The sequence below is a fragment of the Sandaracinaceae bacterium genome (genome assembly GCA_016706685.1).
Classification (GTDB): Bacteria; Myxococcota_A; Polyangia; order Polyangiales; family Houyiibacteriaceae; genus JADJJE01.
Window position 1 is genome coordinate 1 of the sequence record JADJJE010000017.1, and the last position, 23235, is coordinate 23235.

Sequence of the window (23235 nt, forward strand, 5' to 3'; positions counted from 1 at the left end):
GCAGCACGCGTGCGGCGCATTGTTAAAGTTCTGTCTGCGAACGGTCAGCGGGGAGACCCGGTGTAATGACGAAGCGCTCAGTCTTCGCCATCGTCCCAGTGGTCCGAGAAGACCGGCTCGCGCTTCTGCATGTTGGCCATGACCGCCTCCATCTGGTTCTTGCTGCCCAGGAGCTGGAGCTGGAGCTCGGTCTCGAACCGCAGGCGCGCGTCCACCGGGATGTCGAGGGAGTGGTTCAAGAGGCGCTTGCCCGCGCGGATGGCGTCGGGGTTCTTGGTGGCGATGGTGGCGGCGAGCGCCAGCGCCTCGGCCACCGGGTCCTCCGCAAGGCGTGTCACCAGCCGGAGCGCCAGGGCTTCTTCGCCGCGCACGATGCGCCCGGTGAACATGAGCTCCTTGATGACGTCGAGCGGCGCGTAGCGCAGCGTGGTGGCCGTGAGGCTCATGTCGGGGATGAGGCCCCACTTGATCTCCATGATGGAGAGCTGCGTCTCGGGGTGCGCGATGCGGATGTCCGCGCCCGCCGCGATCTGGAAGCCGCCGCCCAGCGCCACGCCGTGCAGCGCGGCGATGACGGGCACCTCGAGCTCCTGCCACACCCAGCCCACGCGCTGCGCAAGGTTGGCCGGGCTGTGGTCGCCGCGCGCGAGGAGCGAGCTGCCGCCGCCGGTGGCGAAGGCGCTGAACGCGCTGAAGTCGAGCCCGGCGCAGAAGGCCTGGCCCAGGCCGGAGAGCACCACGGCGCGCACGCTCCTGTCGGCCATCAGCTGCTCGCCCGCGGCGACGATGCCCTCGAACATGGCCACGTCGAGGGCGTTGCGCTTGTCGGGGCGGTTGAACTGGACGTGAGCCACGGAGCCGTGGCGCTCGATGAGGACGCGGTCGGTCATGGGCTTTGTACCGTATTTTCTCGTGAAGCAGGGCGCTCATGGGCAGGATGGGACCCGACCTTTCTATAGACGCCTACTTCGCCGGCACCCAATGCACGCGTCGTGCTCGCTCAGCGGCGGAACGGCGAAGCGTGCGTTGTAATCGACCTATGGGATAGACTCTTAGTGTACGTCCATGAGACGATCCATGAGGACTACGGGCTGAAATGATTCGTGATTCCTATGGGCCAGCCGGCCAAGTGATCCGGTCCGAGGCCTTCCAACCGAGGAGCAGTACTCTTCTCACTCGCACGCGACGCAGCATGAGGAGTGCTAAGGTCAGCGCGAAGAGTTCGAGTAAGCGGGACATCGTGCGGGCTCAGCCGTGCCCTGGCTGCACCGGCGGACAATTCGAATGACGAGCGGACCGCGTCGACGACTCACCGTGCGTGGGGCGCGGTCTGAACTCGAGAGCTATCGTCCGTGGCTGGACGTGGCGCCCCTCGGTGGGAGCAGCCCCGCTGGCATAGCTCACTACGCGCTTGCCTATCACTACCTCGTCACCGCGTGCCCATCGCAATCTCCGCTGACCGTGCTCGACCTCGGATGCCACGTGGGGCTGTTCGTCGACTTTCTGGGTACCCGCGGTCACGCCGCCATCGGCGTGGAGAAGAGCACCCACCTTGCCGAGCTCGGGCGGGCTCGTGGACTCGACGTCCGGCGCGGCGACGTCGTCGACCTCGGGGACCTCGTGGCGCCGGCCAGCATCCATCTTGCTGTTGCCATGCGCCTGTTTCATGCAGAGGCCCCTCCGTTCGAGCCGGTCTGGGTAGAGCGGTTCGCACGTGCCGTTCGCACTGTCCTGCGCCCGGACGCGGCCCTGTTCTGCGAGGCCGAGGTGCCGCTGCCCATCGACGCATTCGAGCGGGCTGGCCTCTGCGTCCGACATCGGATCGCCGCCGAGAAACCGCACTGGAAGTTCGGTCGTGTGCGCGATGACGCGTGGGTATTCGTGCTGACGGGCGGCTGAATCACGTCGGGCTCTCCGGCCAGACGGAGCTTCCGCGGGCTCCTCTCGGTCGTACCGGACGCGTCGCGCACACGGAACAGCGGCGTGTCGTCCGGAAACACGTCGACGACCGAGTCGCCGTCGGCGAGCACGAGCGCGATCGCGTCGACGCCGGCGTGCACCTCGAGCTCGAGCGTTCGCCGGTCGCGCAAGCGCACGAGGATCAGTCCCCGTCGATACTTGACCATCATGATTCCGGGCACCGAGTGCGGGTACGCCTCGATGAGCTCGGAAGGATCGTGGGCGATGGTTCGTCCGAACGGGATCTCGACGGGGAGGTCGGCCGCGGACGCGGGAAGCAGACGAAGCACGCCCTCGGCGATCTCGTATCGAACACCGTTGACCTCGTCGATGGCTCCCCGGCTGGCGGCGAGATCCACGACGATGGGCGCGCGCTGTGGAGGGACCGGCGGAGCACCCGGCGCAAACCGCGCGAGATCGATGGTGGCACTAATCGATCCGTCCCGGATTTGAAGCTGTCGCCCCGAGGGCGAGAGCCAGTGCCGGCGAGGCACCATGCCCATGTCGAACGTCGCTAGGGGAGGGACTGCATTTGTCCCAGGGCTCGCGGACGCCGTCGCCAGCGCCACCCTGAACGTGCCCGACGCGGGCCCATAGCCCCGCCGATTTCGAACGGCGCGAGCAGCCCGTGGTCATTCCGGCAGCGTCAGAAAACCGTCCACGAGTTCGGGTCAGTTCCAGGACACCCTTGAACATCGCGGACCAGTCGGCCGACAAGGTCGCGCAGTTCGGCGCGAACACGCGGATGGGGCGACCTGCGCACCCCGAGGAGATCGCCCCCGCCTTCGTGTTCTTCGCGTCGGAAGCGGACTCTGGCTACTGCACGGGAGAGGTGTTGGGCCTGCTGGGCGGCGGCACGAGGTCCCACTGACGCGGCGGACTGCCCCGTCTGGGGCAACTCATCGAGACCCAAGAGAAGCTCGACAAGGCCCGCACCTACCGTGAGCGCACGCTCTCGAGAGGCCGCGTAGAGCACGCCGCGTCGTCCTGACCTTTGCGCTCGGGACTGGCGAGCGGACGGCCTCTACCCCTCACGCACCGACAGTGGACCCCTGAGCGCCAGCGCCTGACGTCAGGGAGCCGGCGCGGGGGTCGCGGGGTCGCTGGGGCTCGCGGGGAACGAAAACCCCCGGCCCCAGCCGAAGCGCGCCGCGCCCGTCCGTGCGTCGAGCACGTTCAGGACGCCGCCCGCGACCACGAACACGCGGCCCCCTTCAGCGGCCACCCGCGGGTTGCCGAAGCCGTGCAGGCGTACGCGGAAGAGCTCTCGCCCGGTGGATGCCTCCGCGGCATGGAGCATGGCGACCTGCTCGGGGTGGGCCACGCCCGCGACATAGGCGACGCCGTCGTGCACCGCGCTGCCCGACCCGCCGAAGGCCAACGGCACCACCACGTCGTAGCCGTTGGGCCCGGAGCGTCGCAGGTGGAAGCTCCTCTGCCGCTGCGGCTCCACCACCACCGAGAGCGCGGCGTCGATGGGATAGACCCACGCCCCGGACACGAGCGCGGGGCGCACGCTCCCGCCCGCGTCCTGGATGCGCAGCGCTCGGTCGGTGGCGACCGTGCTCGTGGTGATCTCGCTGCGCACGTTGCCGTCCTCCCAGTGGAAGCGCTCGGCGGTGCCGCTCACGTTGAGGTGGAACGAGCTCGCGTTTTCGCAGACGAGCACCACCTCGCGGGGTGCGGCGTGCGTCCAGAACAACGCGCCGCTGGCCCCGTCCAGGATCACGATGCTGGCTGTCGCGTCGGGGGCGTCGACCCGAACGCGCCCCACCACATCCAACGTGCTGTCCCCCGTCGCGCGAACGAGGCAGAGGTCCCCCGAGAGCCCGAGGGCAGGCAGGGTGAGCAGATGGAAGCTTCGCCGACCAGGGTTCGCGCGCCTCCGCACGACCACCTGTTCCGGCCCGCTGGCGGCGTTGCGAGCGCTCGGCGCCCGCCCTTCGTCGCTCGGCTGTGGGACCTCCACGTTGCGTAGGGGAGCCTCGATGCGGATCTCGGTGGACGGACCCGCGATGGGCACGGCGCTGGGGTCCTGATACCGGCCGTGGGCGAACACGCGGAACGTGCCCTGGTGCTCGTCGACGGGGGCGAAGCGCACCCACTCGAGCTGCGGCGCGAGGCGCTCCTTGCCCAGGCGGCAGGCGCGCAGGCTCGCCCGGTCGCGCCCCGCCGTGGCCTCCGTCATGCAGCCGTCGAACTCCTGGTACGCATAGGCCGGGTCGCCGGTCGCCTCGAGCTCCTCCGCGATGAGACGCCGCAGCGCCGGCGTGCTTCCGAGCGCAGCCGCCTCACGCGCGCGGCCCAAGGCGCCCGCGTGGTCACCGCTGCGGCGAAGCTGCGTGGCTTGGGCGGTGAGCTGTCGACGCTGCTGGGCGGCCTCGCGGCTGAGGGCCGCGGGACGCTGGGCGGCGGCGTGGCCCGCGTTGGCCAGCAGCACGACGACCGCCAGCGTTCGCAGCGTGATGAGACGGCGAGGGTGCGATTCGTGGGTGTGAGTCATGGGAGGCGTGCCACCGAGCCACACTACGGACCACTGTTCGCCGGGTCGCAAGCCGGCTCTGCAGGGTTGCAATAGAGGTTCGGCATCAGCTCGCCCGACCACTTGGCGCGAAGGCCCGCGTTGCTGTTGTTGTTGCTTGGGTCGAGGTCCCAGAAGGCCAGGCCGAATCGCTCCCGGTGGAACCAGGGCCCGATGTGCCCGCCCCAGTAGCCCTCGGCGAGTAGCGTATTGCAGAAGCCGCGCGACCACTTGATCGCCCACGGGATGTTCGACTTCGGACCACTGAAGATTCCTTCGGCGCCCGGTACCGTGGTGCAGCCGGGATGGCCGTCAGGCAGGTAGGGGGCTTGATCCTCGAGGTCGGGAATGAACGTCGCTCCGCAGTGAGCGTTGTTGCTGCCTTGGCAGGGGCCGTATGCCGAGCCCACTTCGCCCGGGTACTCGTCGTCCCACATCGTGGTGTGCGAACGCTCCTGGCCCCATTGTGCACGCGCGAACATGCAGTGGTCGGGCTGCACCTGACGGTCTTCGCTCGTGTAGCCGATGAGGGCTCGAAGGTGATTGATCGCGATGCGGTGCCATTCGTCGAGCTCCGCCTTCGTGGGGTTGTTGACGTCCGCGAAAGGGTTGTGTTGGTAGAAGACCTCCCGTAGCCCTCGCAGCCGGTCCACGCTGGGACAGAGCGCTTCCGCGAACTCCTCCGGGCTCATCTGGGACGGGTTGTAGACGGTCCCGTCCCATTCCGCCTCCGCCCAGTCCTCGGCGGAGATCCAGCCAACTCCGTCTGGGTCGTGGGAGGTGTTACCCCCGCCCTCGAAGGGCTTGGTGGCGAACGTTTCCCAGTTCGCTGGGTCGGGCGTGTACTGCACGAGGTCGTCCCGTCCCCCCGCGTGCCGCCGTCCCCCCCCGTGCCGCCGTCACTCCCGCCGCTGTTGCAGCCTCCGCAGGAAGCGACGGCCAGCCCGAGCAAGCCGCCGAGCGCGACACCGACCGTTCGTATCATCCGCGATTTCGGTGCCATGTCTCGTTCCCGTTTGGTGGTGTGGCTGGCCCTCAAAATAGCGGGCCGTCACGACGACCACAAGATGCGCGCGAGCGTCTCGTCCGCGCGCCGACGCCGTTAGACGCGTTGACAGAATGCCGGTGTCGCGCCGGGCCGTTTGCCAACTTCGACATTGGGGTCCAGTCGATCGCGCGCTTCCTCCATGAATCGAGCGCGATTGTCGCGGCACGAACCTTGCCATGCGACCGCCGCATGAACACAACCGAGTCCGTCATTCGTTTCTCGACAGCAGCCGGCGTCAGCGTGCTGCTCCTGCTCCTCTCGACCATCCCCGTCCTCGCACAGGAGGCCGCCGAGCTTCAGCCCGCGCCAGACAGCCCGCTCCGAACCACGATCGAGACCGGCCTCTCCATCTCGGCCTGGCGCTCCGAGTATCGCATCGAGAGCGCCAGTTCTCCGACCTACGACAACGTGCTCACCTGTCCCGCTGCGATGGGTACGAACACGCGCCTCGGGATCGGGTACCGCGTGGGTCGGCGTGCGGAACTCGGTGGCTTCGCGACGTACGACTTCTCTCGACCACGCGCTTGCTCCAACTGGAACGGCGTTGATCATGAGCTGCACACGGTCACGGTGGGCCCGGCGCTGGTCTTGCGGCCGCTCGCAGCGCCCGGTCTGTTCTTTCGCGTGGGGGCGGGCGCCACATGGGTCAGGGGGAAGCCCATGCTGAACAACTGGGAACCGCGCGGCGTGGGAGCCAGCGCCGACGTGGGCTACGAGTTCTTCCGTGGCCGACGAGCCACGCTGTTCGTGAGTGGAGGTCTCGTCGCGAACTTCGCCTTCGACTCGCAGAAATCGAACAACCCGGACTTCGAGCGACAAGAATGGAGCCTCGCAAGTCGCTCGTTGGCTGGCACGCTGCGGATCGGCGCGTCGCTGCGGTAGCGCATCGGGAACGCGCCAGGATTCGGCGATAGTCCGCCGCCGATAGGCCCCCCGTTCCCGCGTAGCAATTCCTCTACAGCAACCGAGGGAGCCGGGCTGGGGCCCACCACGTACGTTGGTTCGACCACACGCGTCCGCGAATTGCGGCCAGCACGATGGGAACGAACATGACTTTCCGCGCTCTTGTCCTTATCTCGCTCACGCTCTCGGCCATGGGGTGCGCCCCCCCGGGTGACACCAACCCCAACCCCGACAGCGGCGTGTGCGACGGGACGGCCACGACCTGGTGCGACCCGAACGACCTCAGCCAGGTCTTCGCGATCGACTCCTGCGGGGACGTCACGGGTGTTCGGAGCGTCTGTGACACGGGCCGTGAGTGCACGCAGCGCACGCCCACCTCGCTGGCCACCTGCACGCCGATTGGCGGCTGCACCACCACGCTGGACAAGGCGTGCAACGAGGACGACCTCTCGGCGGTGTTCTACGTGAACTCGTGTGGCGACTTCACCACGGTGTTCGAGGCCTGCGACGTGAACGCGGGCGAGCAGTGCACCATCGACCCGGGCAACACCAACCCGCAGTGCCGTCACCCGTGCTTCCCGCTGCGCAACACCATCGCGTGCTCGGCAGACTCCCGCTCGCGCGTGTGGGTGGACGGGTGTGGCAACCTCACCGAAGACGTGTTCTCCACGTGCGCTGCCGACGAGACCTGCGAGTCCAACGTCTGCCGCGAGGTGGTGGACCCGTGCGAGCCCGCCCACGCTTCGCTCGGCTGCGATCCGGCCGACCTGTCGACCACACGCTGGATCAACGGCTGCGGCGAGCTCACCGACGACGTCGGGGTGACCTGCCCCATGGGGGACGTCTGCAACAACGGGCAGTGCGTGGACGTGTGCGACGAGCCCATCGGCACGGCGTGCAACAACGTGGACGCACCGGCCTACCTCACGGGCGAGAGCTTGATCCAAGCGACCGACGCGTGCGGCGCGCGCACCAGCACCATCATCGAGACCTGCGCGGACGGCGAGATGTGCTCGGCGCGCAGCGGCATTCCCCAGTGCCTGAACTCCATGACCGACACCACCAGCCCCTTCTACTTGAAGGCGTGCAGCTTCGGTATGTTCCTCGACGCACAGACCGACCTGCACATGGACTGCCGCTGCCGCAAGGACATCCAGAGCGACCCCACCAGCCGCGAGGGCTCCATCTTGAACTGCTGGCCCGTGGAGGACGCCTGGGGTCAGGGCTTCCGCTGGGGAGATGGGCCGCACCTCCTCACCATGCAGCCCACCGTCTACGGCGGCGTGCTCTCCCCCACGCACGGCGAGCTGTTCGCCACCATGCAGTACACCGACCCGACCTACACCGCGGGCGGCCTGATCGTGGCCTACGACTACACCACCGGTGAGCGTCGCATCGTGAGCGGCAACTACCGCGAGCCCGCGGGCGGCTACACGGCCTATGGCTCGGGCTACCAGAGCCAGCGGATGGTGTCGGGCGTGCCGCGCGAGACCACCTCCCTGAACTACGTGCAAGACGTGGAGCTGGGCTCGGACGGGATGCTCTACGCCTATGGCAACGGCACGCTCGAGAACGTCGAGATCGTTCGCGTCCATCCCACCACCGGCGCACGCACGCTGGTGTGGCGCGTGGAGCAGCGCAACGGTGCGACGTCGCCCTTCGGCCAGTGCTACGGCTCGCGCACCATCAGCACCACCGCGAGCGGGCGCATCCCCGTGCAGTACGAGCACCGCGCGTTCGCCATGGACCAGGCCACCGGCAAGTTCTACCTGGCCTTCCGCAACCCCTCGGACGGCATCGGCGTGGTGGAGATCGCGGCCGACGGCTCCACCTGCCGGATCGTGTCGCGCACGTGGGCGGCCCAGCTGCCCGACATCGGGACGGGCTTCAGCCCACAGTACACGTCGCTCTCGGGCATGCACGTGCGCGGCGGCAACGTCTACGTGGTGCACATCCTCCAGGAGGCGCTGGTGGCCTACGACATCGTGAGCGGCAACCGCACCGCGGTGTCGGTGGCGGGCTCCCTCGGCGAGGGCGACCACGCCATGGGCGAGAACAACATGTTCTGGGACGAGTCGCGCGACCTGCTGTGGGTCATGGGCCAGGTGGCGCCCTTCCTGGGCTTCGCGGTGGACCTCACCAACGGCGACCGCGATCAGGTCTACCGCATCACGGCGGGTGGCCTCCTGCCCGGCGAGTACCCCGTGGGCCAGGAGCAGGGCCACGCGGGCGCGCTGCGCAACGGCAACTACGTGGGCCACGGCGCCGTGGGGCTGCACCCCACCAACCCGGACCGCCTATACCTGGTGGGTCGCGCGGGTGAGATGTACGAGTACGAGATCTCCACCGGCAACAGCTGGATCATGTCGCTCTGACGGGCTGCTGCGACCCGCGCGGTGCTCAACGCGAGGCGAGCACCGCGCGGATCTCGTCCAGCACCGCCGGGTCCTCGATGGTGGCGGGCACGGGCGCAGGCCGGCCCTCCGCGATCTTCTTCATGGTGCCGCGCAGGATCTTGCCCGAGCGCGTCTTGGGCAGGCGCTGCACCACCACGGCATCCTTGAACGCCGCGACGGGGCCGATGGTCTCGCGCACGGCGGCGACCACCTGCTTCACCACCTCGGCGTGGCTCAGCGTGACGCCCGCCTTCAGCACCAGCAGCCCGAGGGGCAGCTCGCCCTTCAGCTCGTCGGCCACGCCGATCACGGCGCACTCGGCCACCGCGGGGTGCCGCGAGAGCACCTCCTCCATCTGGCCCGTGGAGAGCCGGTGGCCCGCCACGTTGATGATGTCGTCGGTGCGCGCCATCACGTAGACGTAGCCCTCGTCGTCCACGTAGCCCGCGTCGGCGGTCTTGTAGAAGCCGGGGTAGTCCGCCAGGTAGGCGGCCTCGAAGCGCTCGTCGGCGTTCCACAGCGTGGGCAGCGCGCCCGGCGGCAGCGGCAGCTTGGCCACCAGCGCGCCCGTGGTGAAGGGCGGCACGTCGTGTGCCGCGTCGTCCACCACGCGAATGTCCCAGCCCGGCACGGGCAGCGTGGGCGAGCCGTGCTTCACGGGCAGGCGCTCGATCCCCAGGCAGTTGGAGACGATGGGCCAGCCGGTCTCGGTCTGCCACCAGTGGTCGATCACCGGGACCCCGAGGTGCTGCTCGGCCCACTCGAGCGTGGCCGAGTCGCTGCGCTCGCCCGCCAGGAACAGCGCCTCGAAGTGGCTCAAGTCGTACTTCTTCAGCAGCACGCCGTCCGGGTCGTCCTTCTTGATGGCGCGAAAGGCGGTGGGCGCCGTGAACAGCTTCTTCACGCCGTGCTCCGCGATCACGCGGAAGAAGGTGCCCGCGTCGGGCGTGCCCACGGGCTTGCCCTCGAACAGCAGCGTGGTGTTCCCGTTCAGCAGTGGCCCGTAGACGATGTAGCTGTGGCCCACCACCCAGCCCACGTCGGACGCCGCCCAGAACACCTCGCCCGGCTGCACGCCATAGACCGCCTGCATGGAGTACTGCAGCGCCACCGCGTGGCCACCCTGGTCGCGCACCACGCCCTTGGGCTTCCCGGTGGTCCCCGACGTGTAGAGGATGTAGAGCGGGTCGGTGGCGCTCACCGGCACGCACTCCGCGGGCGTCACGCCCGGGGCCGCGATGGCGTCGTCCCAGCTCACGTCGCGCCCCGGCTGGAGCGTGGCCAGCAGCTGCGGGCGCTGCTTCACGATGCAGCGCGCGGGCTTGTGCGAGGCCAGCGCGATGGCCTCGTCGAGCAGCGGCTTGTAGGCCACCGTGCGCGAGGGCTCGATGCCGCACGACGCGCACACCATCAGCACGGGCTTCGCGTCGTCGATGCGCGTGGCCAGCTCCGCGGCGGCGAAGCCCCCGAACACCACCGAGTGCACGGCGCCGAGGCGCGCGCAGGCCAGCATGGCCACCACCGCCTCGGGGATCATGGGCATGTACAGGATCACGCGGTCGCCGGGCGTCACACCGTTGGCCCGCAGCGCCCCCGCGAACAGCGCCACCTCGTCGCGCAGCGCGCGGTAGGTGAGCGTGCGCTGCGTGCCCGTGACGGGGCTGTCGTAGATCAGCGCCAGCTGCTCGGCGCGCCCACCCTCCACATGCCGGTCGAGGCAGTTGTAGGCCGTGTTCAGCACGCCGTCCGGGAACCAGCGGTAGAACGGCGCGCGCGCAGCATCGAGGGCGCGCGTGGGCGGGGTGACCCACGTGATGGCGCGGCTCTGCTCGAGCCAGAAGGCCTCTGGGTCCTGGAGGGAGCGTTGGTGGACCTCGCGGTGCGTGGCGGTCATGGGGGATGTCTATCACGCCTGCGAGGGGTTCGAGGGCGAGCGGTTCCATCGCACATGTTTCAAGGCACATGGGCACCCCCGGCTGGAAGCCGGGGGCAGCAAACCAGGTCTGGATAATCGGCATAGGGGGCCCGAGTAGTCGACTCGGGCTCCCCTGCCACACCACCTGGCATGCGGGTCCGCACCAGGCGGTTCGATGAGTTGAGGTCAGGGGGCGAGGCGCGGGAGGCCCAGCCCGTCGAAGAATGCATTAGGAATTGCGGCGTTGATCGCCATAGCCGAGTTCCGCCACCACCGCTTAGCGTTGCCTGCCACTCTCGCGGCAGCGGTGGCGCTGAGCCCACGGGCCCGCAGCTCTCGGAACACGGTTGGGCCGCGTTTCCATTGTTTGAGCTGGTAGGCCCGCAGTCGGTGGCGGATCCACCCGTCCATCTCCTGAAACCGCTTCTTCGTCCTGGCGACCCGGAAGTAACCGAGCCAGCCGTTCAGATAGACGGCGAGAGACTGGACGACTTCGGCGAGGCTGCGCCCACGCGTTCGACGCGTGAGCTGACGCACCCGATCCTTCATGGTCTGAAGGGCCTTCGGCGCCACCAGTGGCTCCGTCTTGGCATCGTGACGGATCGACAGCGTAAAGCTGAGGAATGGTCGCGAGGCCGCCGGAGCCACCGCACTCTTCGCTTCGTTGACGCGGAGATGGAGCCGGCCGAAGAGCATCACCAGCGAGCGCATGACGCGCTCGCCGGCTACCTCCGTCCGCACGAACACGCGCAGGTCATCCGCATAGCGGACGAACGCGTGGCCGCGCTGCTCCAACTCCTTGTCGACTTCGTCGAGGAGCACGTTCGCAAGTAAGGGCGACAACGGGCCACCTGTGGTGTGCCCTCGCGCCGCTCCACCACGACCCCGTTCGCCATCACGCCAGCGTTCAGGTAGCGGCGGATGAGCCTCAGCACGCGTCGGTCCGCGATCCGTTTCGCGAGCTTCCCCATGAGCACGTCGTGGTTCACGCGGTCGAAGAACTTCTCCAGATCCACGTCCACCACCCAGCGTTTCCCGCCCTCGACGATGGCGCACACCTCGCGCATGGCGCCGTGTGCTCCTCGGTTCGGGCGGAATCCGTGGCTGTGCTCCGAGAAGGTCGCGTCGAACGGCGGCTGCAGGACCTGCAACAGGGCCTGCTGAATCAGGCGGTCGAGTACCGTGGGAATGCCGAGCATGCGCTCGCCGCCCCCGGGCTTTGGGATCATCACGCGGCGCACCGCATGCGGTTGGTACGTGCCCGCGAGGAGTTCCTCGCGGACACGCGGCCAATGTTCCCTCAGCCACTCTGGTAGCTTGTCCACCGTCATCCCGTCGATGCCGGGACTCCCCTTGTTCCCTCTCACTCTCTTCAACGCGCGCTGCAAGTTCGTGTGCTCGAGCACACGCTCCATCATCGCGTCCGTTCCTGGGCCTTCGGTTCCGGTCGTCGCCGACGTGGCTTGCCCGCTTCGCTCTGCTCTCGGGGCTTCACCCCTACCCTCGAACGGAAGCTCCAACTGCTTGGACTTCTGGACCATGGCTACGTCGAGACTCCCGGGCGTCCTGCCCTTCCCATCGTTCGGCCCTTCGGCAGCGTCTCGCGACGCGGCCTACTACGACCTCGGCTGACTTCTCGCTCCGCGTCGTGAACGCGTCGCCCTTTCAGGCATGAGGCGAGATCTCCCCAGGTAAGAACGCTGACCTTCTCTGCACAACCGCCGGATCTACACCACACCCCATTGTCCATCGCGGCTTCGCAGGTAGCCGGCTGCTCGCCCCAGGGTGCATCGCCTCGTATCCGGTTCTTGTTCATCGGCTCGCAGATGCGTTCCACGCTTCCTCCAGACGGTCGGTCGCCCTTCCGCCCTTGCGCTTCACTTCCTTCGTTATGGACTACTAAGGGGAGGACTTTCACCTCCTGGTCAGCGCCCATGCTGGGCGCACGGCATAAAAGTCCCCCGAGAGGGGGACTACGTGGCTGGAAGCGGGGTTTGCTCTACCCAGGGTAGCCGGACGGAAGCCACCCGCTGCAGAGCGATCACCAGGTCCTGACCAAGCAAGGCCCCGGGGTCCGGGTACCCTTGGTCATACGGCCCCCAAGTTCACCTTCAGTTAGTCCGACCCGCAGGGGCGGACTTTCAGGTCGCCGAGGCCTGGTTTGCTGCCCTCGGCTTCCAGCCGGGGGTGCCCATAGAGCCTTGCAGCAAGGCGAATCGGGCCCCAAGCAAGATGCTTTGAATCATCAGGCTGAAGCCGTGGGTGCCCAGCTCCTAGCGCGCCCGGCAGCCCGCTGACACGCTGCGCCGCATGACGGACCCTCGGCTCAGCGCCCGCACGCAGCAGATCGCGCCCTTCCTCGCCATGGAGGTCATGGAGCGCGGCATGGCCCTCGCGCGACAAGGCCACGACGTGATCCAGCTGGGCGTGGGCGAGCCGGACTTCGACGCGCCGCCCGAGGCCGTGCGCGCCGCCATGGACGCGCTCGGTCGTGGCGACACCCACTACACCGACAGCCGCGGCCTGCGCAGCCTGCGCGAGGCCATCGCGCGGGACTCCCAGGCGCGGCGCGGGGTGCCCACGGATCCGGATCGCGTGTTGGTCACGCTGGGCACGTCGCCCGCCATCTTGATGGCGCTGCAGGTGCTGGTGAACCCGGGCGACGAGGTGCTGATCCCCACGCCGCACTACCCGTGCTACCCGAACATGGTGATCGCCTGCGGGGGCGTGCCGGTCTTCGTGCCCACCTTCGCCGAGGACGGCTACCGCATCGACGTGGACGCCGTGGCTCGCGCGCGCACACCACGCAGCAAGGCCATCTTCCTAGCGTCGCCGGCCAACCCCACGGGGGCCGTGCAGCCGCGCGAGACGGTGGAGGCGCTGGCTGCGCTCGGGCTCCCCATCCTGAGCGACGAGATCTACGACGGCCTCTTGTTCGACGGGCAGTCCGTGACGTCGCCGCTCGGCTTCAGCGCGGACACCTTCGTGCTGGACGGCTTCTCGAAGCGCTACGCCATGACGGGCTTTCGCCTGGGCTACCTGATCGCGCCCGAGTGGGCCTCGCGCGCCCTGCAGAGCCTGCAGCAGAGTCAGTTCATCTCCGCCACGCACTTCGTGCAGAGCGCGGGCATCGCGGCGCTCGAGCACGGCGCGCCCCACGTGGCGCACATGCGCGGCATCTACCAGCGCCGCCGCGACGTGCTGCTGGCGGGCCTGCGCGAGCTGGGGCTGGGCATCCCGCAGGCGCCGACGGGGGCGTTCTACATCCTGGCCGACGCACGGCACCTGGGCGCGGACTCGCTCGCCACCGCGTTCCGCATCCTCGAGCAGGCGCACGTGGCGGTGGGCCCGGGCCGCGACTTCGGGGTGATCGCGGAGGGCCACCTGCGCTTCAGCTACGCCACGTCGGAGACGCAGATCACCCGCGCCCTCGAGCGCTTGGCGCGCGTGCTGCCCACGCTCTGACCGAGCGCGCCTGCCGCGAGCTACTCGCCGAGCATGGCCAGCAACCCGGCCTCGTCCAGCACGGCCACGCCCAGCTTCTGCGCGGCCTCCAGCTTGCTGCCGGCTTCCTCGCCCGCCACCACGTAGTCGGTCTTGGCCGACACCGAGCCCGCCACCTTGCCGCCCGCGGCCTTGATGCGCGCCCCGGCCTCGGCGCGCTTGAGCGTGGGCAGCGTGCCCGTGAGCACGAAGGTCTTGCCGGCCACGCCTTCGACGGCGCGCGTCTCGGTCTCGAGCGCGGCCAAGGACACCCCCGCGGCCGCGAGGCCCTCGAACACCGCGCGCACGCTGGGCGCGGAGAGCTCAGCGAAGATGCTGTCCGCAGACTTGCGCCCGAGCCCCTCGACGGCGCCGCGCTCGCTCGACTTGTCGGGGGCCACGTGGGCCACCGCGTCGGGCTCGCCCGCCACGTAGCGTGCAGCGAAGGCGAGCAGCTCTTCCGCGCTGCGCCAGTGCTTGGTGAGCTCCTCCGCCATGGTCACGCCCACGTGCCGGATGGCCAGGCCGATGAGCACGCGCGCGAGGCCGCGGCCCTTCGCATTCTCGAGCGCCTTCACCACGTTCTTGGCGCTCTTGTCGCCCATGCGCTCGAGGCCCGCCAGCTGCTGCGCTGTGAGGCGGAACAGGTCGTCCGGGCGGTGCACCCCCGCGTGCTGGATGACCTGCACCAGCAGCGCCTCGCCCATGCCGTCGATGTCCATGGCCTGCCGCCCCGCGAAGTGCTTGAGGCGCTCGAGCACCTGGTCGGCACACGCCGGGTTGGGGCAGAACACGAAGATCTCCTCGCTGACCACCGCGCTCCCACAGGTGGGGCACTGCGCGGGCGGCACGAAGGGCACGGTGCCGTCGGGACGGGCCGCGAGGTCCACGCCCACCACCTGCGGGATGATGTCGCCCGCCTTCTCCACGAACACAAGGTCGCCAACGCGCACGTCTTTGCGGGCGAGCTCGGGGAAGTTGTGCAGCGACGCGCGGCTCACGGTGGTGCCGGCCAGCGGCACCGGGTCCAGCTCGGCCACGGGCGTGAGCTTGCCGCTCTTGCCCACCTGCACGCTGATGGCGCGCAGTCGCGTGGGGCGCCGCTCGGGCGGGAACTTGTAGGCGATGCCCCAGTGGGGGTGGTGCCCGGTGGCGCCGAGCGCCGGGTAGTGCGCGAGCTCGTCCACCTTGATGACCATCCCGTCGATCTCGAAGGGCAGCCCATGCCGGCGCTCGTGGTAGCCCGCGCAGTACGCATAGGCGGCGCGCGCGTCCGGCGCCACGAACAGCTGGTCCAGGTACAGCCGCACCAGCGCCTCGGCGCCTGGCACAGCGCCCACGTCGGCCAGCCACGCCACCACCTCGCTCTGGCGTCCGGGCAGCGTCACCCCCTCGCTCCACGGGACCTGGTAGAGGAACGCGCGGATGCCCACGGCCCCGAGGCCCGCCGGGTCTTTGCGCTTCATCATGCCGGCACAGCCGTTGCGCGGGTTGGCGATGGTCTTCTCGCCGGCGTCCCGCAGGCTTTGGTTGTGCGCGTCGAACGCATCGCGCGGCCAGTACAGCTCGCCACGCACCTCGAGCGTGCCGCCGGTCACGCCGCGCAGGGCACCCGGAGCCGCCTTGGCCTCCAGCACCTGCGCGGTGATCACGTCGCCGCGCTGTCCATCACCGCGTGTCACGGCCCGCACCAGCCGGCCGCCCTCATAGAGCAACGACACGCTGATGCCGTCGATCTTGGGCTCCACCAGGAGCGGCAGCGCGCCGTCTGGGCCGAGCTCGAGGTCCTTCAGGCGGCGCTGGTACCACGCGTCCAGCTGCACCTCGTACGGCACGGGCTGTCCGTCCGCGTCGCGCCGGTTGGGGGTGAGCTTCTCGAGCGACAGCATGGGCATGCGGTGCGCCACCGTCTCGAAGCCGTCCGTGTGGTCCACGCCGGGGCTGCGGTCGATGCGCTCCTCCGTGGGCACACCCAGCGAGTCCGCCAGCTCTTGATAGCGGTCGAACAGCTCGTCGAAGGCGCCGTCCGGGATCTCGGGCGTCCCCTTGCGGTAGAGCTTCTCGTGGTGCGCGATCTGATCACGCAGGAGCGCGAGCTCCTGCTCGGCCTGCTGGGCCACGCCTCCCGGTTCCATCACCACCAGTTTCTGCGCTTGAAGTAGACGAAGATGCCGGACGCCGTGGTGACCATCACGGTCAGCGCCACGTGGTAGCCGTACGCGTGGTGCAGCCCGGGCATGTAGTCGAAGTTCATGCCGTAGAGCCCAGTGATGAACATGAGGGGCAGCATGATCGTGGAGATCATGGTGAGCGCCTTCATGACGTCGTTGAGGCGGTGCGACTGCATGCTGAGGTACGCGTCGAGCGCGTCGCTCACGGCGTCGCGGAACGCCTCGGACTGGTCGGCGATGCTCACGAAGTGGTCGTAGATGTCGCGAAAGAAGGGGCGGACGTCCGAGGGCACGAAGCGCACCGAGCCGGTGGCGAGCGCGCGCAGCACCTCTTTCTGGTGCCGCACCAAGCGGCCCAGGTGCAGCACGTCGTGCTTGGCTTCCAAGATGGTCTCGAGCACCGCCGGAGTGGTGGCGCGCAGGGCAGCCAGTTCGAGCCCGTCCACGCGTTCGCCGAGGGTGTTCATCCGCACCATGAAGCGGTCCACCATGAAGTCCACGATGCGGTGCGCGACCACGGCGGGCCCTTGCGCCAGCAGGTCGGGGAAGCGCTCCACCATCTGACGCACGTGCGGCACCGCGGAGACGTTGCCCTCGTGGTGCGTGACCACGAAGCGCTCGGCGATGAACACGTCGAGGTCGCGCAGGGTGACCTCCCCCGGGACCGGGTCGGGCTCCTCGGGACCGAGCACGATGAAGTACGCGTACTCGTCGTGGACTTCGATCTTCGGGGTGTCCTGCGCCTTGAACGCGTCTTCGATGAGCAGCGGGTGGATCTGCATGAGATCCCGGAGCATGGCCATGTGCGCTTCGGTGGAGCCCTCGATGTCCACCCAGAGGTTCACCTTGGGGTCCGCCACGAGGGCGGCGAGCTCGTCCACGCGGGGCCGCAGCAGGTGCTTCGTCCCCTCGCGCATGGCGTAGATGCTGACCGACGACGGAACGATGCTCTCGCGAGCGTCGCCCGTGCCGCCCATCTCCAAGCTGGAGAGTGTTAGTTTACGGCGTCGCGCAGTCGCCATTCGTTTCCGTAGGGGCCGAAGCTGGCCGCAAAGCGTCCGAAGTTTTCGACCGAGACCCAGACGGAGCCTTCGATCGAGTAGGGGATCACGAATTCGGGAATTTGCCGGTTTCGGAGCAGCTCGATCAAGTTCAAAGTGGCCTCGCGCAGAAGATCGATCATTTGCCGCGGGTCCAGGCTCAGCCGGATGATGAAGCGCAGCTCGCTGCCCGCCGGGATGGTCTGGATGCGCAGGTCGCTGAAGCTCCGCTCGCCGAGCGCCGTGGCGATGAGGAAGTTGGCCGCCGCCATGGCGAAGTCCTGGCGGGTGCGGATCTCGGGCTCGGTGGAGTCACACGCCTCGAGCGACTGCGTGCAGTTGTTGGGGTCGGCGCAGAAGCTCATGCACACGCTGCCGAGGGTCTGGTTGGCCTCGGTGCCCGGGTAGGCCGTGAAGCCCACCAGCGCGGAGACCACCGGCAGCGGGATGGGGTTGCGGTTGGTGAGCAGCAGCTCCAGGTCGAACTGGAAGTTGAGCTCCTCGGCCGTGGGGACCTCTCCGATGAACCCGCACAGGAACCGGCCCAGGCGCTCGGCGCAGTAGTACGCCCCGAGCTTGCGGCGGTCGGGCATCTGCGCGAGGCGCACCTCGGCCACGCTGACACCCGGTGCGCTGGGCGGCGCCTGCTGCTGAGTCCCCTCGAGCCCGGGCAGGAACCCATAGCAGCCAGTGGTGAGCGCGCTCGCGAGGGTCAGAGACAAGAGGATGAAGCGTTGGCGGTTCATGATGGGCGGTCCGAAGGGTTGGCAGGCACGGACGATCTTACCCCGAGAACCTTCACGCTCGTGATAGCAGATCGCATATGGCCACGACGCCCGAAGAAACCATCGTGCGGAGCGAGATCGAGATCGACGCACCCGCGGATCTCGTGTTCCGGATCCTGACGGACCTCCCCTGGCTATACGCGCTGGAACCCCTTCACCCCCAGGGCTGTCTCCACGCTCGAGATCGGCGCGCCCATCGACATGCGCGTGCGCCTGATGCCCTACTACACGCGCGGGCAGCGTGAGTTCGTGAGCGAGCTGAGCCCCCTGCGCCGGCGCGTGGCGTGGGGCATGCACATGGGCAAGGCCGACTGGGGGCGTGGCCACCGCACGCAAGAGATCGTGCGCCTCGACGAGCGCCGCTGCCGCTACGTGTGCGAGGACAACATCGGGGGGCGGCTGCGGCCGCTCATCATCGGGCTCTTCGGCGGCGCTATGCAGCGCGGCTTCGACGACGTGGCGCTGGCCCTCAAGAAAGAGGCCGAGCAGCGGACACGAGCAGGCGCTGCGTAGTCAGCGGGCGTCGACCGCAGGGAGCGTGCGGGGTGCGCCGCGCGCCGACAGCACCCGCACCACACCCGCGCGCAGCTCCAGCACCTGCACCGGCCCACCGTAGTAGGAGCTCAGGCCGCAGTCGATGGCGATGACCCGCCCGCTGCAGTACGAGGTGATGCCGTCGTCCTGCACCGTGTGCGCCACCACCATGCGCGAGAGGCCCTCGGCGTCCAGCGTGCGCGCCACCTCGGCGCAGGCACGCGCCCCGGGCGAGATCGAGTAGCGTCGCGTCCAGAGAGGGCTGTCCGGGTGGAGCGCCACATCGGTGGGGATGCGACGCTCGTCGCGCAGCCACGCCTGAGACTCGCTCTCCATGCGCTCGAGCTCGCGGAGATGCTGTGGGAGGATGCCGCCGTGGACGAAGATCGCGTCCGCCGAGCGGTAGGTCAGCCCGTAGGTCGCTAGTCGTACCGCGAAGGGACCCCCGGGCAGGAACGCACGCAGCCGCCCGTGCGCCAGCTGCGGTGCGCGCAGCACATCGGCTTCGTGGCTCGGGTGCGGTGGCGTGTTGGCGAACTGAGCGAAGCCGCCGCGCGTCACATAGGTGAGGTCCCCCGCGGCGTTCATCAGCTCGTGGTTGCCCAGCAGCAGATGCACCTCGCCACCACTTGCGCGGGCTTCCTCGCGCAGCCGCTCGAACAAGTCCATCAGCTCGGCCTCGCCATCGCCGCGGTCGAGCAGATCACCCACCTGGACCATGACGGTCTGGCCACCGCTCCAGTGGGCTTGCTGGTCAATCAGCGCGGCGCTGCGCAGCGCTGCGAGCCCCGCGGCGAGGTCGCCGTGCACGTCGCCGATGGCCACCACGCGGCGGGGGTCGTTGCGTCGTTCTGGCCGCTCGCTGGTGTGACCGCCCGCCCCGGCCGGGACAGACTCCGCGCGCGCCACCGGCACCACGGGCGTGCTGGCGCCGCCGGGCGACGCGTCCACTCCACAGGCGCCGAGGCCGAGCATCAGCAGCACGGCCAGCATGTCGGCGAAGACGCGAGCCGCGATCGGCCGACTGGGTGACACCGCTCAGCTCGCTTCGGTGGCCGCTGGCGCAGGCTCGGGGCGCGTGAACCAGTAGGCCCACGCGATGAACACCGCCTGGAACGGCAGCCGGGCCCACGCGGCCCAGCTCGGCAGCGGATTGGCCGGGTCGATCTGCACGCCCTCGAGCGCCATGTAGATGTTGGCCGGAAAGACCGCGAGGTAGAGCAGGATGAGGCCCCATGCTGCGGCTCGCCGCGTCTGCGGCAGCAAGAGGCCCACGCCGCCCAGCACTTCGAACACGCCGCTCACGTACACCAGCAGGCGTGCGTCACCGAGCGCAGGCGGGACGATGCGCATGAAGGGCTCGGGGGTGACGAAGTGCAGCACACCCACGCCCACCATCGCGGCGGCCAGGGTGACCAAGAGCGGCAAACGGAGCTTGGCCATGTTGCTCATGGCGCCTCGCAGCGGCGGCGCACCGCGTCGAGCTCGGGCTCGAGGTCTGCCAGCACCTCGCTCACGCTGCTGTAGATGGCCAGCGTGGCCGGCGTGGCGGCGACCGAGGTGGCGCCGAGCGTGATCTGCTCCACGCGAGCGCCGCGAGTCACGAGCGACATCAGGCCGTTCGTCTCGGTGCCGCTCACACAAACGGCCGCGCTGTCGGTGAAGAGCACCACCAGCACGTCGGAGAGGTCCATCTCTACGAGGCCCTCCGCTGCACGCTGCAGCGCCCGCGCCCGGGGCTTGCCCAGGATCAGGCTCTCCATGCTCCACAGGTCCATCAGCAGCCCCTCCATCATGTCGGGGTCGCGGAAGGGGAACTGCTGTGCCAGAGCCTCTACATCAGCGCACTCGGGGTCGTCGAAGGACTGGCTGGGGAAGAGCAGCAGACCCGCGCTCGATGACACCGGCAGCGGCTCGAGCAGCTGGAGGGCCGCTTGGCTCGCGATCACGTTGAACGCGAGGCCGTCGCCTCCCGTGGCGAGCTCGCCCATGGTCTCCGAGCGGTCGATGACGAAGAGCACCCGCGCGTCGAGGGGGTCGGCCAGGCAGCCGTCCTCGTCACCCAAATCGCCACCGAGGTCGCCCCCAGCATCACGCGGCACCCCTGGGCCCGGCGGGATCCCACCCTCGAAGCCGGTGTCGATGATGGCGGGGGGGGGCACGTCCTCACCCGGGGCGCACCCGAAGGCTCCCCCGAGCGCGAAGATCAGCCCGAAGACGGAGGCGCGGCGCATCGGGGCAGTGTAGCCGCGCAGCCCCCGAACGCGAATTCAACACAACGTGACACAACAAACCTTGACACCAACTAGTGTCACGCTTATAACTGCTACATCACTGGATGACGCAGTTCGCGTCCCACTTCCGAGCGGAGCCCCTCGCGGCCCGCCAACAGGAGTCCCCATGAACCTTCCCCTGGCCCACCACGATCAGGTCGCCCTCTCCACCAACAGCCGCACGGTCCGCTCGTTCGAGACCGACCGCGAGCGCTACGAGAGCCTGGCCCTCGCGCTCGACGCCATCCGCGAGCGCGAAGAGGCCGCCGTCGGCGACGAAGACCTCCTCTACATCCGGCGCGTGAACCGTATCTCGCGCACCGCCGAGGTCATCGGCCGCACCCTCATCCACTTCAGCTTCGAGCCCATCACGTTCGGCCTCGGGGTCGGCGCCCTCTGGGTGCACAAGCAGCTGCAGGCCACCGAGGTGGGCCACACCGTGCTGCACGGCGCGTTCGACAAGATCCCGGGCGACCACGGTTTCAAGTCCGAGGGCTACACCTGGCAGACGCCCATCGACGAGCGCTCCTGGCACCGCGGCCACAACGGCCGGCACCACGGGGCCACCAACGTGGCGGGCCGTGACCCGGACATCCACTTCGGACCCGTGCGCCTCACCGAGGATACGCCATGGACGCCCGCCCATCGGCTGCAGCTGTTCTACACGCTGTTCGTGCTGTTCCCGAACTTCGGCGCGCTGATGAACCTGCACTTCACGGGAGCGGTGGACCTGCTCCAGGGCAACGGTCGCGAGAGCGAGTTCGACTTCGTGCACGACCGCAGCGCCGCCACCAAGAAGGACGTGGCCAAGCGCGTGCTGCGCAAGTTCGTGCCGTACTACGCGAAGGAGTACGTGCTGTTCCCGCTGCTGGCGGGGCCCTTCTTCTGGAAGGTCATGCTGGGCAACTGGCTGAGCGAGATGATGCGCGACGTGTACAGCGCCGGCCACCATCTACTGCGGCCACGTGGGTGAGCACACGGCCACCTACCCCGAGGGCACGCGCCCGAAGGGCAAGGGCCACTGGTACGAGATGCAGGTCGAGGCCAGCAACAACTTCGAGGTGCCCTACGTGCTGTCGGTGTTCTGCGGCGCCCTCGACAAGCAGATCGAGCACCACCTGTTCCCCAAGCTGCCCACGCAGCGCCTGCGCAAGGTGGCCCCCGAGGTGAAGGCCATCTGTGCCGAGCACGGCGTGCGCTACCACACGGACAGCTGGCCGCGGACGCTCAAGAAGGCGCTCGCCCAGATCGCCCGCCTGAGCGGGCCGGTCGAGACGCTGCGGGCGGCTGCGTGATGCGCGGAGAGAGCGTAGTCTTCGAGTCCCCCGCGTTGCTCGGGGGGCTCGGGGTCCCAGGCGGCCTCGACGTCAGAGAGGCCGATGAGCTCATGAACGCTGGGTCCGATTCCCCCAACCCCGACACCCACGCTGGCCCTGCCGACAGCGCGCAGCCCAGCTGGATGACCATCGACGAGCTGGCCGCCCACACGCGCGTGCCGAGCCGCACCATCCGCTTCTACCAGGCGAAGGGCGCGCTGATGGCCCCCGAGATCCGCGGGCGCACCGCCTTCTACGGGCCCGCGCACGTGGACCGCCTCGAGGTCATCGGCATGCTGAAGGACCGCGGGCTGAGCATCCGCGCCATCCGTGACCTGATGAGCCGCATCGAGCGCGGCGACCTCGACCTCGGCGAGTGGCTGGGCCTCGAGGAGCGGCTGACCATGCCGTGGTCCGAGGACGCGCCCACGGTGCTGTCGAGCGAAGAGCTGAACGAGGCGCTGGCCGGACTGCCCACGGGCACGCTGGCGCTGACCATCGAGTTCGGGCTGGTGGAGCGGCGCGGCGACCGCTTCCTGGTGCAGAGCCCTGGCATGCTGCAAGTGCTGAAGCAGGTGCACGCCGCCGGTGTGGACGTTGCGCTAGCGGCGGAAGCCGGCGACATCATCGAGAAGCACGCACGCGCGCTGACCAGCGAGCTGGTGCAGCTGTTCGTGTCGCGCGCCGGCCGGGGCTTTGGGGCTTCGGCCACGCCGGACGCCATCCGTGAGACGGTGGCCGCCGTGCGCGCCCCGGCGCGAGACGCGGTCACGCTGCTGTTCTCGCGCACCATGCAAGAGGCGCTGCGCAAGCTGGTGGAGTCGGGGCTCACGCTGGACCCGAAGAAGCTCAAGTTCAGCCCATCGCGCAGGCGCTGAGCGAGCCGGCGCG

General features: G+C 69.0%; 19 protein-coding genes and 1 pseudogene. 8 read left to right on the forward strand and 12 right to left on the reverse strand.

Features of this window, described 5'->3' with window-relative positions; translation table 11 throughout:
- Window positions 1–77: 77 nt before the first annotated feature.
- Together IPI43_20960 and IPI43_20965 are read right to left on the reverse strand one after the other, a co-directional pair.
- On the reverse strand, window positions 78–890 hold the full coding sequence (locus IPI43_20960; protein ID MBK7776576.1) for a crotonase/enoyl-CoA hydratase family protein: 813 nt from the start codon (window positions 888–890) through the stop codon (window positions 78–80).
- Between the two features lie 774 nt (window positions 891–1664).
- On the reverse strand, window positions 1665–2318 hold the full coding sequence (locus tag IPI43_20965; protein ID MBK7776577.1) for a hypothetical protein: 654 nt from the start codon (window positions 2316–2318) through the stop codon (window positions 1665–1667).
- A gap of 329 nt (window positions 2319–2647) precedes the next feature.
- Between IPI43_20965 and IPI43_20970 the strand changes: the two genes are divergently transcribed.
- Window positions 2648–2830: a hypothetical protein gene (locus tag IPI43_20970; GenBank protein MBK7776578.1), complete on the forward strand. Its 183-nt coding sequence runs from the start codon at window positions 2648–2650 to the stop codon at window positions 2828–2830.
- Between the two features lie 201 nt (window positions 2831–3031).
- On the opposite strand, the gene IPI43_20975 is transcribed toward IPI43_20970, so the two are convergent.
- Window positions 3032–4462 (reverse strand): PQQ-binding-like beta-propeller repeat protein, encoded by a 1431-nt coding sequence (locus IPI43_20975; GenBank protein MBK7776579.1) that lies wholly within the window; start codon window positions 4460–4462, stop codon window positions 3032–3034.
- Between the two features lie 23 nt (window positions 4463–4485).
- Window positions 4486–5331 (reverse strand): hypothetical protein, encoded by an 846-nt coding sequence (locus IPI43_20980; GenBank protein MBK7776580.1) that lies wholly within the window; start codon window positions 5329–5331, stop codon window positions 4486–4488.
- Window positions 5332–5717: 386 nt separating this feature from the next.
- On the opposite strand from IPI43_20980, the gene IPI43_20985 reads away from it, so the two are divergent.
- The gene (locus tag IPI43_20985; GenBank protein MBK7776581.1) at window positions 5718–6410 is read left to right on the forward strand and encodes a hypothetical protein; all 693 of its coding nucleotides are present in this window, start codon (window positions 5718–5720) and stop codon (window positions 6408–6410) included.
- Window positions 6411–6622: 212 nt separating this feature from the next.
- Window positions 6623–8806 (forward strand): hypothetical protein, encoded by a 2184-nt coding sequence (locus IPI43_20990; GenBank protein ID MBK7776582.1) that lies wholly within the window; start codon window positions 6623–6625, stop codon window positions 8804–8806.
- Window positions 8807–8831: 25 nt separating this feature from the next.
- Here the strand turns inward: IPI43_20990 and IPI43_20995 are convergent, their stop codons facing one another.
- Both IPI43_20995 and ltrA read right to left on the reverse strand, forming a co-directional pair.
- Window positions 8832–10721, reverse strand: coding sequence for a propionyl-CoA synthetase (locus IPI43_20995; protein MBK7776583.1), 1890 nt, complete (start codon window positions 10719–10721; stop codon window positions 8832–8834).
- A 207-nt stretch (window positions 10722–10928) separates the two neighbouring features.
- A pseudogene (gene ltrA, locus IPI43_21000) lies at window positions 10929–12157 on the reverse strand (group II intron reverse transcriptase/maturase).
- Between the two features lie 895 nt (window positions 12158–13052).
- Here ltrA and IPI43_21005 point away from each other — a divergent pair.
- A complete protein-coding gene (locus tag IPI43_21005; GenBank protein MBK7776584.1) occupies window positions 13053–14207 on the forward strand; it encodes a pyridoxal phosphate-dependent aminotransferase in 1155 nt (384 codons plus the stop codon).
- A 20-nt stretch (window positions 14208–14227) separates the two neighbouring features.
- On the opposite strand, the gene ligA is transcribed toward IPI43_21005, so the two are convergent.
- The 3 genes from ligA to IPI43_21020 are packed head-to-tail and all read right to left on the reverse strand — an operon-like array spanning window position 14228 to window position 18182.
- Window positions 14228–16360 (reverse strand): NAD-dependent DNA ligase LigA, encoded by a 2133-nt coding sequence (gene ligA, locus IPI43_21010; protein ID MBK7776585.1) that lies wholly within the window; start codon window positions 16358–16360, stop codon window positions 14228–14230.
- Entirely contained in the window at window positions 16360–17379 is a 1020-nt protein-coding gene (corA, locus tag IPI43_21015; protein MBK7776586.1) for a magnesium/cobalt transporter CorA, read from the reverse strand. Before corA ends, ligA begins: the two co-directional genes overlap by 1 nt.
- Before the next feature lie 11 nt (window positions 17380–17390).
- Entirely contained in the window at window positions 17391–18182 is a 792-nt protein-coding gene (locus IPI43_21020; protein ID MBK7776587.1) for a hypothetical protein, read from the reverse strand.
- 240 nt (window positions 18183–18422) lie between these two features.
- Between IPI43_21020 and IPI43_21025 the strand changes: the two genes are divergently transcribed.
- Window positions 18423–18734, forward strand: coding sequence for a hypothetical protein (locus IPI43_21025; GenBank protein MBK7776588.1), 312 nt, complete (start codon window positions 18423–18425; stop codon window positions 18732–18734).
- Here IPI43_21025 and IPI43_21030 read toward each other — a convergent pair whose 3' ends face one another.
- Genes IPI43_21030 through IPI43_21040 form a run of 3 tightly spaced genes read right to left on the reverse strand, consistent with a single transcriptional unit; the run spans window position 18735 to window position 20989 of the window.
- Window positions 18735–19790, reverse strand: a complete 1056-nt coding sequence (locus IPI43_21030) for a metallophosphoesterase (protein MBK7776589.1) — start codon at window positions 19788–19790, stop codon at window positions 18735–18737.
- Between the two features lie 3 nt (window positions 19791–19793).
- A complete protein-coding gene (locus tag IPI43_21035) occupies window positions 19794–20198 on the reverse strand; it encodes a DoxX family protein (protein MBK7776590.1) in 405 nt (134 codons plus the stop codon).
- Between the two features lie 5 nt (window positions 20199–20203).
- The gene (locus IPI43_21040; protein MBK7776591.1) at window positions 20204–20989 is read right to left on the reverse strand and encodes a hypothetical protein; all 786 of its coding nucleotides are present in this window, start codon (window positions 20987–20989) and stop codon (window positions 20204–20206) included.
- Between the two features lie 166 nt (window positions 20990–21155).
- Between IPI43_21040 and IPI43_21045 the strand changes: the two genes are divergently transcribed.
- From IPI43_21045 to IPI43_21055, 3 genes are all read left to right on the forward strand, one after another.
- Window positions 21156–22001 (forward strand): hypothetical protein, encoded by an 846-nt coding sequence (locus tag IPI43_21045; protein MBK7776592.1) that lies wholly within the window; start codon window positions 21156–21158, stop codon window positions 21999–22001.
- Window positions 21994–22323, forward strand: a complete 330-nt coding sequence (locus tag IPI43_21050) for a fatty acid desaturase (GenBank protein ID MBK7776593.1) — start codon at window positions 21994–21996, stop codon at window positions 22321–22323. Before IPI43_21045 ends, IPI43_21050 begins: the two co-directional genes overlap by 8 nt.
- 92 nt (window positions 22324–22415) lie before the next feature.
- Entirely contained in the window at window positions 22416–23222 is an 807-nt protein-coding gene (locus tag IPI43_21055) for a MerR family transcriptional regulator (GenBank protein ID MBK7776594.1), read from the forward strand.
- The last annotated feature ends 13 nt before the right edge of the window (window positions 23223–23235 follow it).

What these genes read in the sequence shown, in the direction of transcription:
- IPI43_21005 (MBK7776584.1), top strand. Translation starts at nt 13,053, where the DNA reads ATGACGGACCCTCGGCTCAGCGCCCGCACGCAGCAGATCGCGCCCTTC.
- IPI43_21040 (MBK7776591.1), bottom strand. Translation starts at nt 20,989, where the DNA reads ATGCGCCGCGCCTCCGTCTTCGGGCTGATCTTCGCGCTCGGGGGAGCC.
- IPI43_21055 (MBK7776594.1), top strand. Translation starts at nt 22,416, where the DNA reads ATGAACGCTGGGTCCGATTCCCCCAACCCCGACACCCACGCTGGCCCT.
- IPI43_21035 (MBK7776590.1), bottom strand. Translation starts at nt 20,198, where the DNA reads ATGGCCAAGCTCCGTTTGCCGCTCTTGGTCACCCTGGCCGCCGCGATG.
- IPI43_21020 (MBK7776587.1), bottom strand. Translation starts at nt 18,182, where the DNA reads ATGAACCGCCAACGCTTCATCCTCTTGTCTCTGACCCTCGCGAGCGCG.
- ligA (MBK7776585.1), bottom strand. Translation starts at nt 16,360, where the DNA reads ATGGAACCGGGAGGCGTGGCCCAGCAGGCCGAGCAGGAGCTCGCGCTC.
- IPI43_20960 (MBK7776576.1), bottom strand. Translation starts at nt 890, where the DNA reads ATGACCGACCGCGTCCTCATCGAGCGCCACGGCTCCGTGGCTCACGTC.
- IPI43_20985 (MBK7776581.1), top strand. Translation starts at nt 5,718, where the DNA reads ATGAACACAACCGAGTCCGTCATTCGTTTCTCGACAGCAGCCGGCGTC.
- IPI43_21045 (MBK7776592.1), top strand. Translation starts at nt 21,156, where the DNA reads ATGAACCTTCCCCTGGCCCACCACGATCAGGTCGCCCTCTCCACCAAC.
- IPI43_20975 (MBK7776579.1), bottom strand. Translation starts at nt 4,462, where the DNA reads ATGACTCACACCCACGAATCGCACCCTCGCCGTCTCATCACGCTGCGA.
- IPI43_21025 (MBK7776588.1), top strand. Translation starts at nt 18,423, where the DNA reads ATGCGCGTGCGCCTGATGCCCTACTACACGCGCGGGCAGCGTGAGTTC.
- IPI43_20995 (MBK7776583.1), bottom strand. Translation starts at nt 10,721, where the DNA reads ATGACCGCCACGCACCGCGAGGTCCACCAACGCTCCCTCCAGGACCCA.
- IPI43_20990 (MBK7776582.1), top strand. Translation starts at nt 6,623, where the DNA reads ATGGGGTGCGCCCCCCCGGGTGACACCAACCCCAACCCCGACAGCGGC.